General features: G+C 66.9%; 17 protein-coding genes and 1 pseudogene. 8 read left to right on the top strand and 10 right to left on the bottom strand.

The window, feature by feature from the left end:
• The 3 genes and pseudogenes from SPI01S_RS22675 to SPI01S_RS11575 all read left to right on the top strand — a co-directional run.
• Nucleotides 1–181: pseudogene (locus SPI01S_RS22675) on the top strand (hypothetical protein); the annotation flags it as partial.
• 104 nt (nt 182–285) lie between these two features.
• A complete protein-coding gene (locus SPI01S_RS11580; protein ID WP_066722277.1) occupies nt 286–1,176 on the top strand; it encodes an SDR family NAD(P)-dependent oxidoreductase in 891 nt (296 codons plus the stop codon).
• Between the two features lie 72 nt (nt 1,177–1,248).
• Entirely contained in the window at nt 1,249–2,361 is a 1,113-nt protein-coding gene (locus tag SPI01S_RS11575) for a hypothetical protein (protein WP_066722275.1), read from the top strand.
• A gap of 52 nt (nt 2,362–2,413) precedes the next feature.
• Here the strand turns inward: SPI01S_RS11575 and SPI01S_RS11570 are convergent, their stop codons facing one another.
• Together SPI01S_RS11570 and epsC are read right to left on the bottom strand one after the other, a co-directional pair.
• Nucleotides 2,414–2,752, bottom strand: coding sequence for a DUF2794 domain-containing protein (locus SPI01S_RS11570; protein WP_066722272.1), 339 nt, complete (start codon nt 2,750–2,752; stop codon nt 2,414–2,416).
• The gene (gene epsC, locus SPI01S_RS11565) at nt 2,752–3,441 is read right to left on the bottom strand and encodes a serine O-acetyltransferase EpsC (protein ID WP_066722270.1); all 690 of its coding nucleotides are present in this window, start codon (nt 3,439–3,441) and stop codon (nt 2,752–2,754) included. The genes SPI01S_RS11570 and epsC overlap by 1 nt, the downstream gene beginning before the upstream one ends.
• A 156-nt stretch (nt 3,442–3,597) precedes the next feature.
• Here epsC and SPI01S_RS11560 point away from each other — a divergent pair, with 156 nt between their 5' ends.
• Nucleotides 3,598–4,371 (top strand): sulfite exporter TauE/SafE family protein, encoded by a 774-nt coding sequence (locus SPI01S_RS11560; protein ID WP_066722268.1) that lies wholly within the window; start codon nt 3,598–3,600, stop codon nt 4,369–4,371.
• Between the two features lie 2 nt (nt 4,372–4,373).
• Here the strand turns inward: SPI01S_RS11560 and SPI01S_RS11555 are convergent, their stop codons facing one another.
• Entirely contained in the window at nt 4,374–4,901 is a 528-nt protein-coding gene (locus SPI01S_RS11555; protein WP_157084657.1) for a hypothetical protein, read from the bottom strand.
• 204 nt (nt 4,902–5,105) lie between these two features.
• Between SPI01S_RS11555 and ahpC the strand changes: the two genes are divergently transcribed.
• The 3 genes from ahpC to SPI01S_RS11540 all read left to right on the top strand — a co-directional run bounded on the left by ahpC (nt 5,106) and on the right by SPI01S_RS11540 (nt 8,395).
• Nucleotides 5,106–5,669, top strand: a complete 564-nt coding sequence (ahpC, locus tag SPI01S_RS11550; protein WP_066722263.1) for an alkyl hydroperoxide reductase subunit C — start codon at nt 5,106–5,108, stop codon at nt 5,667–5,669.
• A gap of 134 nt (nt 5,670–5,803) precedes the next feature.
• On the top strand, nt 5,804–7,384 hold the full coding sequence (gene ahpF / locus SPI01S_RS11545) for an alkyl hydroperoxide reductase subunit F (protein WP_066722261.1): 1,581 nt from the start codon (nt 5,804–5,806) through the stop codon (nt 7,382–7,384).
• 108 nt (nt 7,385–7,492) lie between these two features.
• Nucleotides 7,493–8,395: a hydrogen peroxide-inducible genes activator gene (locus SPI01S_RS11540; protein ID WP_174539098.1), complete on the top strand. Its 903-nt coding sequence runs from the start codon at nt 7,493–7,495 to the stop codon at nt 8,393–8,395.
• Here SPI01S_RS11540 and SPI01S_RS11535 read toward each other — a convergent pair.
• From SPI01S_RS11535 to SPI01S_RS11510, 6 genes are read right to left on the bottom strand one after another with little or no spacing between them, the layout of a single operon-like run.
• Nucleotides 8,392–8,706: a type II toxin-antitoxin system RelE/ParE family toxin gene (locus SPI01S_RS11535; protein ID WP_066722259.1), complete on the bottom strand. Its 315-nt coding sequence runs from the start codon at nt 8,704–8,706 to the stop codon at nt 8,392–8,394. The two genes, SPI01S_RS11540 and SPI01S_RS11535, sit on opposite strands and share 4 nt — an antisense overlap.
• Nucleotides 8,703–8,972, bottom strand: coding sequence for a ribbon-helix-helix domain-containing protein (locus SPI01S_RS11530; RefSeq protein ID WP_066722258.1), 270 nt, complete (start codon nt 8,970–8,972; stop codon nt 8,703–8,705). Before SPI01S_RS11530 ends, SPI01S_RS11535 begins: the two co-directional genes overlap by 4 nt.
• Nucleotides 8,973–9,005: 33 nt before the next feature.
• The gene (locus tag SPI01S_RS11525; protein ID WP_066722256.1) at nt 9,006–9,443 is read right to left on the bottom strand and encodes a molybdenum cofactor biosynthesis protein MoaE; all 438 of its coding nucleotides are present in this window, start codon (nt 9,441–9,443) and stop codon (nt 9,006–9,008) included.
• Nucleotides 9,440–9,697, bottom strand: a complete 258-nt coding sequence (gene moaD / locus SPI01S_RS11520; RefSeq protein WP_066722254.1) for a molybdopterin converting factor subunit 1 — start codon at nt 9,695–9,697, stop codon at nt 9,440–9,442. The genes SPI01S_RS11525 and moaD overlap by 4 nt, the downstream gene beginning before the upstream one ends.
• Entirely contained in the window at nt 9,697–10,251 is a 555-nt protein-coding gene (pgsA, locus tag SPI01S_RS11515; RefSeq protein WP_066722252.1) for a CDP-diacylglycerol--glycerol-3-phosphate 3-phosphatidyltransferase, read from the bottom strand. The genes moaD and pgsA overlap by 1 nt, the downstream gene beginning before the upstream one ends.
• 55 nt (nt 10,252–10,306) lie before the next feature.
• Nucleotides 10,307–11,107 carry an APH(3') family aminoglycoside O-phosphotransferase gene (locus SPI01S_RS11510; RefSeq protein ID WP_066722314.1) on the bottom strand — a complete coding sequence of 267 codons (801 nt, stop codon included), beginning with the start codon at nt 11,105–11,107 and terminating at the stop codon, nt 10,307–10,309.
• A gap of 110 nt (nt 11,108–11,217) precedes the next feature.
• Here SPI01S_RS11510 and SPI01S_RS11505 point away from each other — a divergent pair, with 110 nt between their 5' ends.
• Nucleotides 11,218–12,525 carry an MFS transporter gene (locus SPI01S_RS11505; protein ID WP_066722250.1) on the top strand — a complete coding sequence of 436 codons (1,308 nt, stop codon included), beginning with the start codon at nt 11,218–11,220 and terminating at the stop codon, nt 12,523–12,525.
• On the opposite strand, the gene SPI01S_RS22890 is transcribed toward SPI01S_RS11505, so the two are convergent.
• Nucleotides 12,520–12,684, bottom strand: coding sequence for a hypothetical protein (locus SPI01S_RS22890; protein ID WP_218017601.1), 165 nt, complete (start codon nt 12,682–12,684; stop codon nt 12,520–12,522). The two genes, SPI01S_RS11505 and SPI01S_RS22890, sit on opposite strands and share 6 nt — an antisense overlap.
• Nucleotides 12,685–12,737: the final 53 nt, after the last annotated feature.

The following is a 12,737-nucleotide window of genomic DNA, read 5'->3' as shown; positions in this document are numbered from 1 at the left end:
GGACGCAACGGCACCGGCCGCGCCGCCCGCGCCGCCCGCGCCGCCGGCCCCACCAGCCGATGCCGCAGCAGCGCCGGCGCCGGCAACCGCCGCAGCGCCCCCGCCGCCGTCGGATCCGGCGAGCTACCCGCGCTGCTCGCGCACGGTGAAGGACCATTGCCGCCAGCCCGGCGGCAAGTAAGTCCCGCCTTTCCCTCCCCTCCCGTGCGCGGGAGGGGAGCAAGGTTGGCGTCCCGGCCAACCTTCCCTAGGCTCTCCGCAAAACCCTGTAGGAGAGCATTGCCCATGACCATCCGCTTTGATGACCGCGTCGCCATCGTCACCGGTGCCGGTGGCGGGATCGGTCGCGCCTATGCGCTGGAACTCGCCAGGCGCGGCGCGCGGGTGGTGGTGAACGATCTGGGCGCCGGTCGCGACGGCTCCGGCCATTCCGATGCCGCGCGCGCGGTGGTCGCCGAAATCGAGGCGCTCGGCGGCGAGGCGATCGCCGATGGCGGCAGCGTCACCGATGCCGGGGCGATGGTCGCGTTGGCCGAAGCCGCCAAGGCCCGCTGGGGCCGCATCGACATCCTGATCAACAATGCCGGTGTGCTGCGCGACCGGAGCTTCGCGAAGATGACGCCCGAGGATTTCGCCTTCGTCATCGATGTGCACCTGATCGGATCGGCCAACGCCACCAAGGCGGTGTGGGAGACGATGCGCGCGCAGGGCTATGGCCGTATCCTGATGACCGCCTCCTCCACCGGGCTGTTCGGCAATTTCGGTCAGGCGAACTACGGCGCCGCCAAGCTGGGGCTCGCCGGGCTGACCAAGACGCTGCACCTCGAAGGCGCCAAGCACGGCATCCGCGTCAACACCATCGCGCCGGTGGCCGGCACGCGGATGACCGAGGACCTGTTCCCCGAAGCCGCCTTCGCCGCCTTCGCACCCGAGCATGTCGCCCCCGCCGCGCTGTTCCTGGTGTCAGAGGACGCGCCCAGCAACATGATCGTCGGCGCCGGCGCGGGCGTGGTGCAGGCCGCCTATATCACCCTTACCCAGGGCGCGGTGCTGGCGGAGGGCACGCCGGAAGCCGTCGCCGCGCAATGGGCGCAGATCATCGATCGTACCGGCGAGATCGTGCCCGGATCGGGCGCCGAGCAGACCATGGCGATCCTGAGCAAATTGCAACGCTGAGCCTCCGCGCATTGCCGTATTGCATCAGCAATACACCTGTGGCACGCTTGCGGCTTCGAAGGAGGATGGCCCATGTATAGCGAAAGCGAACTGGCAAGCGCCGTGGAGGCCGGGGCAATCACCCCCGAGGCCGCGACGGCATTCCGCAACCATGTCGCCGCCAGCCGGGCGACCCCGGCGGTGGACGAAGAGCATTTCCGGCTGCTGAGCGGCTTCAACGACATCTTCGTCACCATTGCGGCGGCGCTGATCCTGCTCGCGATCGGCAAGCTGGGCGGCACCCTGGTGGAAATGCTCACCGGCGGCGGCGCCGAACCGCGCGTTATCGGCGCCAACCTGATCGGCGGCGGCGCGGCGGTGGCGGCGACGAGCTGGATGCTCGCCGAATATTTCACGGCGCGACGCCGGCTTGCGCTTCCGTCGATCCTCCTGCTGCTCGGCTTTGTCGGCGGCGCGGGTGCGACCATTGCGGGCCTGTTCGTGATCAACGGCCAGTGGCTCACCGACACACTGCACCTGACCAGCCAGGTTGCGCAACAGCGCTTCGGCGGCGTGATTGCAGCCGTGGCGGGCAGCCTGACCGCGGCCGCAGCCTGGGTCCATTGGCGCCGCTTCATGGTGCCGATCACGGTGGCGGCCGGCGCGGTGGCCGTGGTCGGCGTCTCCGTCGGCCTGATCCTGTCGCTGATCCCCGCTGCCAAGGACTGGGTGAACGCGATCCTGCTGGTCGGCGGCATCGGCACGTTCATCGCCGCGATGCGCTGGGACATGAGCGATCTGGAGCGCCGCACCCGCCGCGCCGACGTCGCCTTCTGGCTGCACCTCGCCGCCGCACCGCTGATCGCGCACCCCGTGTTCCACATGCTCGGCGTGTTCGACGGCGAGATCGGGGCACCGATGGCGGCGCTGGTCTTCGCGCTCTACCTGTTCTTCGCCTTCGTGGCGCTGGCGGTGGATCGCCGTGCGCTGCTCGTCTCCAGCCTCGCCTATGTGCTGTGGGCGCTCTACTCGCTGTTCCACCAGAGCGGCGCGGTGGAACTGAGCGCGGCGTTTACCGGGCTGGTGATCGGATCGGCACTGCTGACGCTCTCCGCCTTCTGGCACCCGATGCGCCGTGCCGCGGTCGGGCTGCTCGGCGACCTCGCCCGTCGCCTGCCGCCGACGCAGCAGGGCGCACTGGCGTAACCCCGTGCCCTGGCCCTCCCCCCGTTCGGCGGGGGGAGGACGTGGCGCGTCCTTACTCGTCCACCAGCTTCATCAGCCGGCGCTCGACCGGGGCCAGCACCGGGCCAAGTTCATGGCCGCGCTTCAGCACCACACCGCTTTCATTGACCAGCGCCCACATGCCCTGGCGGTTGCGCAGGGACGGCCGCTTCTCGATCCGGAATTCGGGCCGCTCGGCTGCGCGGCGGAACGCGGCGAAGGCGGCGAAGTCCCTTTCGAACTGCATCGCATAATCGCGCCAGTGCCCGGCGGCGACCATGCGGCCATAGAGATCCAGGATCCGGTTGAGCTCCAGCCGGTCGAAGCCGATCTGTTCGGCACGCGCGAGGGGAAGCGGGGTGACGGTTCCCATCAGGCCCGGTCGCGCCGTTCGGCATCGGCATCGCGCTCGGCGATCATGGTGTCGAGCCGCTTGCGCAGCGTCTCGATCTCGCAGCGCATCAGTTCCAGCTTCTGGGTAGACGGATCGAACACGTCGCTGCACGGCGTGCCATAGGGCACGAAGTCCTTCTGCCAGGCGACCGCCTCGACCAGCGTCGGCTTGGCCGGGATGCCGACCATCACCGCGCCGGGCGCGACGTCCTTGGTGACGACCGCGTTGGCGCCGATCCGCGCCCGCTCGCCCACCGTGATCGGACCCAGCACCTGCGCGCCCGAGCCGATGATCACGCCGTCGAGCAGCGTCGGGTGGCGCTTGCCGCCGACGCCATTGTCCGGGCTGGTGCCGCCCAGCGTGACGCACTGGTAGATGGTGACGTTGTCGCCGATGACCGCGGTCTCGCCGATCACCACGAAGCCATGGTCGATGAAGAAGTTCTGCCCGATCGTCGCCCCCGGGTGGATGTCGATCGCGGTCATCCAGCGCGACCAGTGATTGACCAGCCGGGCGAGGAAGAAGAACCGGCGCCGGAACAGCGCATGCGCGATGCGGTGATAGCCGAGCGCCCAGACGCCGGGATAAAGCAGGATTTCCAGCCGGCTGCGTGGCGCGGGATCGCGCGCATGGATCGAATCGAGATAGCGCTTCAGACGCTGGTACATGGCCGGACCCCTTTGCAGCAGGCAAAATAGGGGAGCGTTCCCGGAATTTCCAGCATCGCCCCGCCGCAGGCCGGTCCCGATCATACACTATCGGGGTTGTAGGATTTCGTGGAACCCGCCATTTCGAAAGGCCTACGGGTCGCAACAGGGGCATGGATGTTCGCAGGAATTACGCTCGCCGAGATGCTGCCCTATGTCGCCGTCGGTTTCGCCGCCCAGTTGGTGGACGGGGCGCTGGGCATGGCGTTCGGGGTGATTTCGAGCACCTTGCTGGTGAGCGTCCTCGGCATCGCGCCCGCCACCGCCTCCGCCGGCGTGCATCTGGTGGAGACGATGACCACCGGCGTTTCCGGGCTCAGCCACGTCCTGCACCGCAACGTCAACTGGCGGCTGTTCGCGCGGCTGCTGATCCCGGGCATGATCGGCGGGGTGCTCGGCGCCTATGTGCTGACCTCGCTCGACGCTTCGGTGACCCGGCCGTTCGTCATGGCCTATCTTTCCGCGATCGGCCTGTACCTGCTGTTCCGCGCGATCCGCTTCGCCCCGCACAACCGCGAGCCGAAGATCGTCGAGCCGCTGGGGCTGGCCGGCGGCTTCCTCGACGCGGCGGGCGGCGGCGGCTGGGGCCCGGTGGTGACGAGCAACCTGCTCGTCCAGGGTGCGCAGCCGCGCACGACGATCGGCACGGTGAACACCACCGAGTTCTTCCTGACGCTCACCATCTCGGCGACCTTTTTGTTCCACATCGGCGCGAAGGGCTTCACCCCGGAATTCTGGCACCCGGTACTGGGGCTGCTGATCGGCGGCGTGGTCGCAGCACCGTTCGGAGCGATGTTCGCCAAGCGCGTGCCGACACGGGTGCTGCTGAGCCTCGTCGGCGTGGTGCTGACCGCCACCAGCGCCTTCAGCCTGTATCGCGCACTCGTGTGAACTCAACCCGGCGGGTGGTAGCGCGTGGCCGTCAGCCTGTCGGAAACGGCGCATGCCTTCGTGTCACGATATCCTGCAGCCCGCAGCGCTTCGCGAATAGCCGAGTCGCCGAACGTCGCCGCCTTGCCCTTCGGGTAGACCGCCCAGATCGGCAGCCGCGCATCCACCGCGAGCGCGGCCGCCTGATCGGCCGCCGTATCGATTCGCGCGATGATGCTGCTCGCCGCACCCGCGTCGTCGGTGCGCGCGCCCGCGAGCGCGGCTTCCAGCGCCGGATCGTCGCACGAGCCAACGAATAGCGCCGGACCTTTCAAGTCCAGCTTGGTGCGGAGGTCCGGCAGGGGTTTCAAGATCGCCGCTGCCCAACGCGCAGCTTCAGCGTCTCCCAGGTGCAGCGCCACCGCCTCGCCTTCGCAGACGAACCGCAACGCGGCCGCCTCCGCGCGCACATCGTGCATCGCCGCCTTCGCATAGCGGCGGCGGATCGCGCCGCGCAGGATGAGCTCTCGCGCTTCGAGCAGCGCCTTCACCGCACCGGCTTCGTCGCCGGCGATCGCCTCTACGATTGCTTCACGCCCCATGGCGCCCCCCTTTCCACCACCAGCTCGATCAGTCACCCACCATTGAGTGGCTTAATCGATCAGTCCAAGCGGGTCTTCCAATTTCCCATCGTGCACCGCCGCGCCTATATCCGACCTCGCAACAGCAACCCCCGTTCTGGAGGAATAACACTCATGGCTCTTATCGGCAGCACCATCAAGCCGTTCACCGCACAGGCCTACAAGGAAGGCAAGTTCGTCGAAGTCACCGACGCCGACGTGAAGGGCAAGTGGGCGGTCTTCTTCTTCTACCCGGCGGACTTCACCTTCGTGTGCCCGACCGAACTGGAAGACCTCGCCGATATCTACCCGACGCTGCAGGGCATGGGCGTCGAAGTGTACTCGGTTTCGACCGACACCCACTTCAGCCACAAGGCATGGCACGACACCTCGCCCGCGATCGGCAAGATCAACTACTACATGCTGGGCGACCAGAACCACACCATCTCGAACAACTTCGACGTGCTGCGTGCGGGCCAGGGCCTGGCGGACCGCGGCACCTTCGTGGTGGACCCGGACGGCGTGATCCAGATCATGGAAGTCACGTCGGAAGGCGTTGGCCGTAACGCCCAGGAACTGCTCCGCAAGATCAAGGCCGCGCAGTATGTCGCAGCCCATCCGGGCGAAGTCTGCCCCGCCAAGTGGGAAGAAGGCGCCGAGACCCTCGCGCCGTCGCTCGACCTGGTCGGCAAGATCTAAGACCCGATCCTCCTCGGAGGATCCACGACTACGGCGCCCGTCCCTGCCCCCCCCCTTGCGGGCGCCGGTTGCGACCCGGAGCGGATCCCCCCTCCGCTCCGGGTCGTTTTAGTAGAAGATACAGGAGTTTTCGCATGCTCGACGCCACTCTGACGCAGCAGCTCAAGGGCTATCTCGTGAACATCCGCGAGCCGATCGAGCTCGTCGCCAGCCTGGGCGAGGACGCCAAGTCGCGCGAGCTGGGCGAACTGCTGGCGGCCATCGCCGCGCTGTCCGACAAGATCGACCTCGTCCACGCGGACGACAAGCGCAAGCCCAGCTTCATGATCCGCCGCAAGGGCACCGATATCGGCGTGCGCTTCGCCGGCATCCCGATGGGCCATGAGTTCACTAGCCTGGTGCTGGCGCTGCTCCAGGTCGGCGGCCACCCGAGCAAGGCGGCGCAGGAGCTGATCGAGCAGGTCCGCAACATCGACGGCGACTTCACCTTCGAGACCTATTTCTCGCTGTCGTGCCAGAACTGCCCGGACGTGGTGCAGGCGCTGAACCTGATGGCGGTGCTGAACCCCAATATCCGCCATACTGCGATCGACGGTGCCCTGTTCAAGGACGAGGTGGAGGGCCGCAAGATCATGGCGGTGCCCACCGTCTACCTGAACGGCGAACCCTTCGCTTCGGGCCGGATGGACCTGGAGCAGATCGTCGCGAAGATCGACACCGGCGCCGAACTGCGCGCAGCCGAGAAGATCAAGCAGAAGGATCCGTTCGAGGTGCTGATCATCGGCGGCGGCCCCGCGGGGGCAGCGGCGGCGATCTACACCGCCCGCAAGGGCATCCGCGTCGGCGTCGCCGCCGAGCGCTTCGGCGGCCAGGTGCTCGATACCATGGGCATCGAGAACTTCATCTCGGTCTCGCACACCGAGGGCCCCAAGCTGGTGGCGCAGCTCGAGCAGCACGTGAAGGACTATGACGTCGACGTCATGAACCTGCAGCGCGCCGAGAAGCTGATCCCGGCGAAGCGCGAAGGCGGCCTCCACGAAGTGGTACTGGCCAATGGCGCGAGCCTGAAGGCGAAGGCGATCATCCTTTCCACCGGCGCGCGCTGGCGGCAGATGAACGTGCCGGGCGAGAACGAATACAAGAACAAGGGCGTGGCCTATTGCCCGCACTGCGACGGCCCGCTGTTCAAGGGCAAGCGCGTCGCGGTGATCGGCGGCGGCAACTCGGGCGTCGAGGCTGCGATCGATCTGGCCGGCATCGTCGCGCACGTCACGCTGATCGAGTTCGACAGCCAGCTTCGCGCCGACGCGGTGCTGCAGCGCAAGCTCGCCAGCCTGCCGAACGTGAAGATCCTCACCTCGGCGATGACCACCCGCGTCAATGGCGACGGCGAGAAGGTCTCCGGCCTTAGCTACAAGGACCGCAACAGCGGCGCCGAGCACGACATCGAACTGGAAGGCATCTTCGTCCAGATCGGCCTGGTGCCGAACACCGAGTGGCTGAAGGACGCGGTAGCCCTCACCAATCGCGGCGAGATCGAGATCGACGCGCGCGGCGAGACCAGCCAGCCGGGCATCTTCGCGGCGGGCGACTGCACCACCGTGCCGTACAAGCAGATCGTGATCGCGATGGGCGCGGGTTCGACCGCGGCGCTCTCGGCCTTCGATTACATGATCCGCCTGCCGGAAGAAGAACTTCAGGCTGTTGCCGCCTGAGCCCTCTCCCCCTCCCGCCCTGCGGGAGGGGGAGCGCTTTTTGTCTCTTCGCTTCCCATGTTCGATCCAGCCACTATATGTCCGCTCGACAATCGAGAGAGACGATCAGTGGCGCAAACCTATCTCCCCACCCTCAAGCAGCTCCAATATCTGGTGGCGCTCAACGATGCCGGCCATTTCGGCCGCGCGGCGGAGGCGTGCTTCGTCACCCAGTCGACCCTCTCCGCCGGCATCCGTGAACTCGAAACGCTGATCGGCGTGGTGCTGGTCGAACGCACCCGCCGTGTGGTCCGCTTCACCCCGCTGGGCGAGCGGATCGTCGACAAGGCCCGCCGCGTGCTGCGCGAGGCGGATGAACTGGGCGACCTTGCCCGCGCCGCCGGTCGGCCGCTGTCGGGCGAGATGCGGATGAGCGTGATCCCCACCATCGCGCCGTTCCTGCTGCCGCGCATCCTGCCTCGCCTCCGCCAGCAATATCCCGACCTCAAGCTCTATCTGCGCGAGGAGACCAGCGGCCAGGCCTGCGAGGCGCTGAGCCATGGCCGCACCGATTGCGTGCTGCTCGCCCTGCCCTTTTCCTGCGGCGACGTCGAAAGCGCGCGGCTGTTCGACGACCGACTGTTCGTCGCCTTCCGCGAGGGGGAGATGGATCCCACCGCGGCAATCCACCCCGATGCGATCGACGAGACGCGGCTGCTGATGCTCGAAGACGGGCACTGCCTGAAGGACCATGCGCTGGCCGCCTGCAACCGGCCCGAAATGCGCGCGGAGGCGATGATGCTCGGCACCTCGCTTCACACCATGGTGCAGATGGTAGACAACGGCCTGGGCGTGACGATGCTGCCGGAGATGGCGGTGGACGCCGGCATCCTGGAGCATACCTCGGTCAAGGCACGGCCGCTCGATTCCGCCAATGCCTCGCGCAACATCGCCTTGGTCTGGCGCAAGGCTTCCCCAAGGGAACGTGACTTCCGCCTGCTGGCGGACGTGCTGACGGCCGCACGAACCTAGGGTTCCCACACGGCGCGGAGTTGCTCGAGCTGGTGCATGCGCTCGTGGAGGATGGTGACGATGCCGATCGTGCCATCCGCCCGCTCGCGCCAATAAACGATATGGTGCTCGGCTCGCGCGAAATGGACGCTGATGCCGAATTCCGCCGGTAGCTGGCGCCAAGGAACGCGTCTGGCCGCGATCGCAGCAAAGTGCTCGAACAGCCGGAGGATGTACCGGTCGGCCTGCGCATCACCCCACTGATCGGCCGTATAGTCATAGATTTCATCGAGCCGCCGATCGGCTGCGGGCTCGATGAAGAAGCCGCTCATCGCTGGGCGCGCCGTGCACGGTTGCGTTCGAGTACGTCTTCCGCCGTGACGTAGACATAGTCCCCGTCGGGCGTGGCGAAGGCGCGCTGCAGCTCCGCCTTCAGCGTGTCGAACATCTCGCGCTCGACGCGCTCCTTGTCGCGGCGGATCAGGTCCCGGACATACTCGCTGACATTCTCGTACAGCCCATCCTCGCCGACATTGCGGGCGACAAAGTCGCTGAGCGGGCCGGAGACTCGGACGTTGAGGTGCATCGGCTTGGTCATGACCGTACAGATATCATGGAATATGCTGTACAACTACGCCCAGTGGTTGGCTGCTTCCTCGTCGCTGGCGCGCGGTTCCACCCAGCGCGTGCCGCCGGCCAGCCACTCGCGCTTCCAGAAGGGCGCGTCGGTCTTCAGCCGGTCGATGAGGTAGGCACACGCCTCCAGCGCCTCGCGGCGATGCGCGGCGGCGGTGCCGACGAACACGATGCGCTCGCCCGCGGTCATCCGGCCGACGCGGTGGACAATGGTAACCCCCAGCAGGTTCCAGCGATCGATCGCCGCTTCGGCCAGCGCGCAGAGCGCCGCCTCCGTCATGCCGGGATAATGTTCGAGGTCGAGTGCCTCGACGCCGTCATCGGTGCGGACCACGCCGGTGAAGGTGGCGACTCCGCCTGCCCCGCGCTCTTCCAGCGCCGCGACTTCCATGCCCAGCTCGATCGGCGCGGGATCGACCGAGACGCGGATCATCCGCCGGTCACCGGCGGGAAGATCGCCACTTCGCGCGCGCGCCCCAGCAGCGCGTCGAGCGGCACGAAGCGCTGGTCGATCGCGGCGCGCAGCTTGGCCGGATCGGCGAAGGCAGCGGCATGGCCGGCGCTCTGCTGCGCGAGCCAGTCGATCAGGTCGGCGACGTTGCGCACCGCCTCGGGCGGATCGACCTTCTCCTCGCCGGTCCCTACCGCCTCGCGCACCCAGGCGAAATAGAGGATCGAAATGGCCATCAGCTGTCCATATGGCTCAAACCGACGCGGATATAGTCCCAGCCGGTGATCGCGGTCAGCACCGCTGCGCCCCATAGCGTGACCAGGCCCACCAGCAGCACCCAGCCCCATTCCGGCACCGCCCCCGACAGGATCAGCGCGCCGAGCGACACCAGCTGCAGCGTCGTCTTCCACTTGGCGAGGCGGGATACCGGTACCGAAACCTGGATCCCGCCCAGGAACTCGCGCAGCCCCGATACGGCGATTTCGCGCAGCAGGATCACCAATGCGGCGATGATGTGCCAATCGGCGATCACCCCCTTGCCGGCCAGGATCAGGATCACCGCCGCGACCATGATCTTGTCGGCAATGGGATCGAGGAACACGCCGAGCTTCGACACGGTGCCCTGCGCGCGCGCCAGATAGCCGTCGAAATAATCGGTGATGCCCATCAGGCAGTAGAGCGCGAAGGCGATCGCGTACCCGACTGCCCAGTGGGGCCACCACAGGAACCCCACCAGCAGCGGCACCGTGAAGATGCGCGACAAGGTGAGAATGTTCGGCAACGTCAACATCGGCAAAGCCCTAGCACCGCCATTCGCGCAACGGGAGGGCCAAAGCCCCGCACCGTCAGAAGAATTCGTCGAGCCGGAGATGAAAGTCCAGCCGCACGGGATCCAGTGCGACGCCATAGGCCTCCAGCATCGCCGCGGCCGGCGCTTCGCCGAACTCGGCCAGGCTGTGCCAGAGAATGGCGAGGTCCTGCCACGGATCGGCGACACCCACCCGTCCCAGATCAATGCAACCGACGACCTCGCCGTCGAGGATGAAGAGATTATCGAGCGAGAAGTCGCCATGCGTCACCACGCGATCGAAATGCGAAGGGAGACCGTCGAGCATCTCGTCCCACACCTGGCGGGCCGATCGGCCCTGGCGGGAGTCGTCGAAATCGTCTTCGTCGACCAGCCCCGCGTCCATCCGGTCCTGCGCCGCCGAGAGCCGCAACGCGTGATCGGCATTGAACGGGCAGCGCTCGACCGGCAGCGCGTGCAGCCGGCGAAGAAAGCGCGCGAGCGAAGCCGCCAGCACCGTCGCAGCCGCGGGATCCGCTTCCAGCAGCTGATAGGCAGTGCGCCCCGGCAAGCGCCCGGTGAGCATCCAGCCACCGTCGCCCTCCAGCCCGAAGCCGTGCAGCGGCGGCACCGGCAGATGCCCCGACAGCCAGCGCAGCCGGACCATCTCGTCGACCAGATCGCCGAGCGTCTCGGCGTCCGCCGTCTTGAGGTAGAGGTCTTCCGCCACCGCCTGGCTCAGCCGATACACCGCGCACCCGGATTCCCCCACCCGGTCGCGAAACCAGGACTTTCCGGCGACCGCCTTCGCCAGCCCCGCCGGCACCGCGATCGCCTCTACCGCCTCTTCCCTTGCCATGTTCACCACCCGTTCCCCTCCGTCCGGATTAATCGATTGAAGCCGCGCCCGCCCCCCGGTATGCCGCCCCTTCACCATGCGGAATACCGCACCAGGGGAGCTTTTATCGAATGATCGGTGCGCTCGGGCTCATGAAGGAGCGCCGGTTCCTGCCCCTTTTCATCACGCAGTTCCTGGGAGCGTTCAACGACAACCTCTTCAAGAACGCGATGATCTTTTTCGCGACCTACCAGATTTTCAATTCGGTGGAGCAGGAGACGCAGTTCAGCGCGATCGCCACCGGCATCTTCATCCTGCCCTTCTTCCTCTTCTCCGCGCTGGCGGGGCAGCTCGCCGATACGCATGACAAGGCCAAGATCATGCGGATCATCAAGGCGGCCGAAGTGGGCATCATGCTCGTCGGCGCCGCGGGCATCTTCCTCAAGAGCCTGCCGCTGATGCTGGTCGCGCTGGTCGGCATGGGGGTGCATTCCACCTTCTTCGGGCCGATCAAATATGCGGTACTGCCGCAGCACTTGGCCGAGGACGATGTGCTGGGCGGCACCGGCATGATCGAGGCGGGCACCTATGTCGCGATTCTGTGCGGCACCATCGCGGGTGGCCTGATCAGCGCCCATGCCGCCGCCTTCGCCGTGGTCGGCGTGGCGCTGATCGGCTGGGTGGCCTCGCTCCAGATCCCGCCGGCCCCGCCGCTCACGCATCTGGAGATCGACCTCAACATCTTCCGCGCCTCGCACCGGCTGATCTCGGCGACGATGCACATCCGCCGGCTGTTCCTGGCGATCCTCTCGATCAGCGTGTTCTGGTCGATCGCGGCGGTGCTGGGGGTGCTGTTCCCGCCGCTCGTCAAGAACGTGTTCCACGCCCAGAAGGACGTGGCGAGCGTGTTCCTCGGCATCTTCTCGATCGGCATCGCGATCGGGTCGGTGATCATCAACAAGCTGCTGAAGGGCAATGTCTCGGCGCGCTATTGCGTGCCCTCGGTGCTGGCGATGACGGCGTTCGTCGTCGACTTCCACTTCACCGCCAAATACTGGCCGGTCCACGAAGGCCCGCTGCTCAAGACCATGGACTTCGTCCAGATGCCCGCGGCGTGGCACGCGCTGGGGGACCTGATCATGATCGCCACCACCGGCGGCATGTTCGTGGTGCCGCTCTACGCCTTTCTCACCACCACCGTCGAGAAATCGCAGACCGCGCGGACCGTGGCGGCGAACAACGTCGTCAATTCGGGCGCGATGGTGCTGGGGTCGGTGGGCATCTTCGGCTTCACCCGGATCCCGGGCATCAATGTCGAAGACTCGCTGTGGGTGGTGGCGGCGCTGGCGCTGGCTTCGGCCTGGTGCGCGCGCAAGCTGCACAAGGAAGGCGACGTGCCGCGCGGGCGCGACATCTGCCCGACTGACCAGAGCCTATAGCAGGAACGTGTAGAAGCAGACGAAAAAGGCCGTGAAGCTCAGCGCGAAGAGCTTCACGTCGCCGTCTTCGCTCGCCTTGCGCTGGCGGGCGATAACCTGCCGCACGTGACGGCGAAACGGATGGCGACGGACGCCGCGAAGGGCAAACGGCTGCTGCATGGCAGGAGGTTAACGCGCCGTTTACGATTTCGACCAGCAAGTAACATGGTTAA

The organism is Sphingomonas pituitosa NBRC 102491 (genome assembly GCF_001598435.1).
Lineage (GTDB): Bacteria > Pseudomonadota > Alphaproteobacteria > Sphingomonadales > Sphingomonadaceae > Sphingomonas > Sphingomonas pituitosa.
Note: the sequence above shows the minus strand (reverse complement) of the source record. Positions and strands in the feature narration are given on the sequence as shown.

Excerpts from the sequence above, each read along its gene's own strand:
- SPI01S_RS11580 (WP_066722277.1), top strand. The coding sequence starts at position 286 with ATGACCATCCGCTTTGATGACCGCGTCGCCATCGTCACCGGTGCCGGT.
- SPI01S_RS11575 (WP_066722275.1), top strand. The coding sequence starts at position 1,249 with ATGTATAGCGAAAGCGAACTGGCAAGCGCCGTGGAGGCCGGGGCAATC.
- SPI01S_RS11570 (WP_066722272.1), bottom strand. The coding sequence starts at position 2,752 with ATGGGAACCGTCACCCCGCTTCCCCTCGCGCGTGCCGAACAGATCGGC.
- epsC (WP_066722270.1), bottom strand. The coding sequence starts at position 3,441 with ATGTACCAGCGTCTGAAGCGCTATCTCGATTCGATCCATGCGCGCGAT.
- SPI01S_RS11560 (WP_066722268.1), top strand. The coding sequence starts at position 3,598 with ATGTTCGCAGGAATTACGCTCGCCGAGATGCTGCCCTATGTCGCCGTC.
- ahpC (WP_066722263.1), top strand. The coding sequence starts at position 5,106 with ATGGCTCTTATCGGCAGCACCATCAAGCCGTTCACCGCACAGGCCTAC.
- ahpF (WP_066722261.1), top strand. The coding sequence starts at position 5,804 with ATGCTCGACGCCACTCTGACGCAGCAGCTCAAGGGCTATCTCGTGAAC.
- SPI01S_RS11535 (WP_066722259.1), bottom strand. The coding sequence starts at position 8,706 with ATGAGCGGCTTCTTCATCGAGCCCGCAGCCGATCGGCGGCTCGATGAA.
- SPI01S_RS11530 (WP_066722258.1), bottom strand. The coding sequence starts at position 8,972 with ATGACCAAGCCGATGCACCTCAACGTCCGAGTCTCCGGCCCGCTCAGC.
- SPI01S_RS11525 (WP_066722256.1), bottom strand. The coding sequence starts at position 9,443 with ATGATCCGCGTCTCGGTCGATCCCGCGCCGATCGAGCTGGGCATGGAA.
- moaD (WP_066722254.1), bottom strand. The coding sequence starts at position 9,697 with ATGGCCATTTCGATCCTCTATTTCGCCTGGGTGCGCGAGGCGGTAGGG.
- pgsA (WP_066722252.1), bottom strand. The coding sequence starts at position 10,251 with ATGTTGACGTTGCCGAACATTCTCACCTTGTCGCGCATCTTCACGGTG.
- SPI01S_RS11510 (WP_066722314.1), bottom strand. The coding sequence starts at position 11,107 with ATGGCAAGGGAAGAGGCGGTAGAGGCGATCGCGGTGCCGGCGGGGCTG.
- SPI01S_RS11505 (WP_066722250.1), top strand. The coding sequence starts at position 11,218 with ATGATCGGTGCGCTCGGGCTCATGAAGGAGCGCCGGTTCCTGCCCCTT.
- SPI01S_RS22890 (WP_218017601.1), bottom strand. The coding sequence starts at position 12,684 with ATGCAGCAGCCGTTTGCCCTTCGCGGCGTCCGTCGCCATCCGTTTCGC.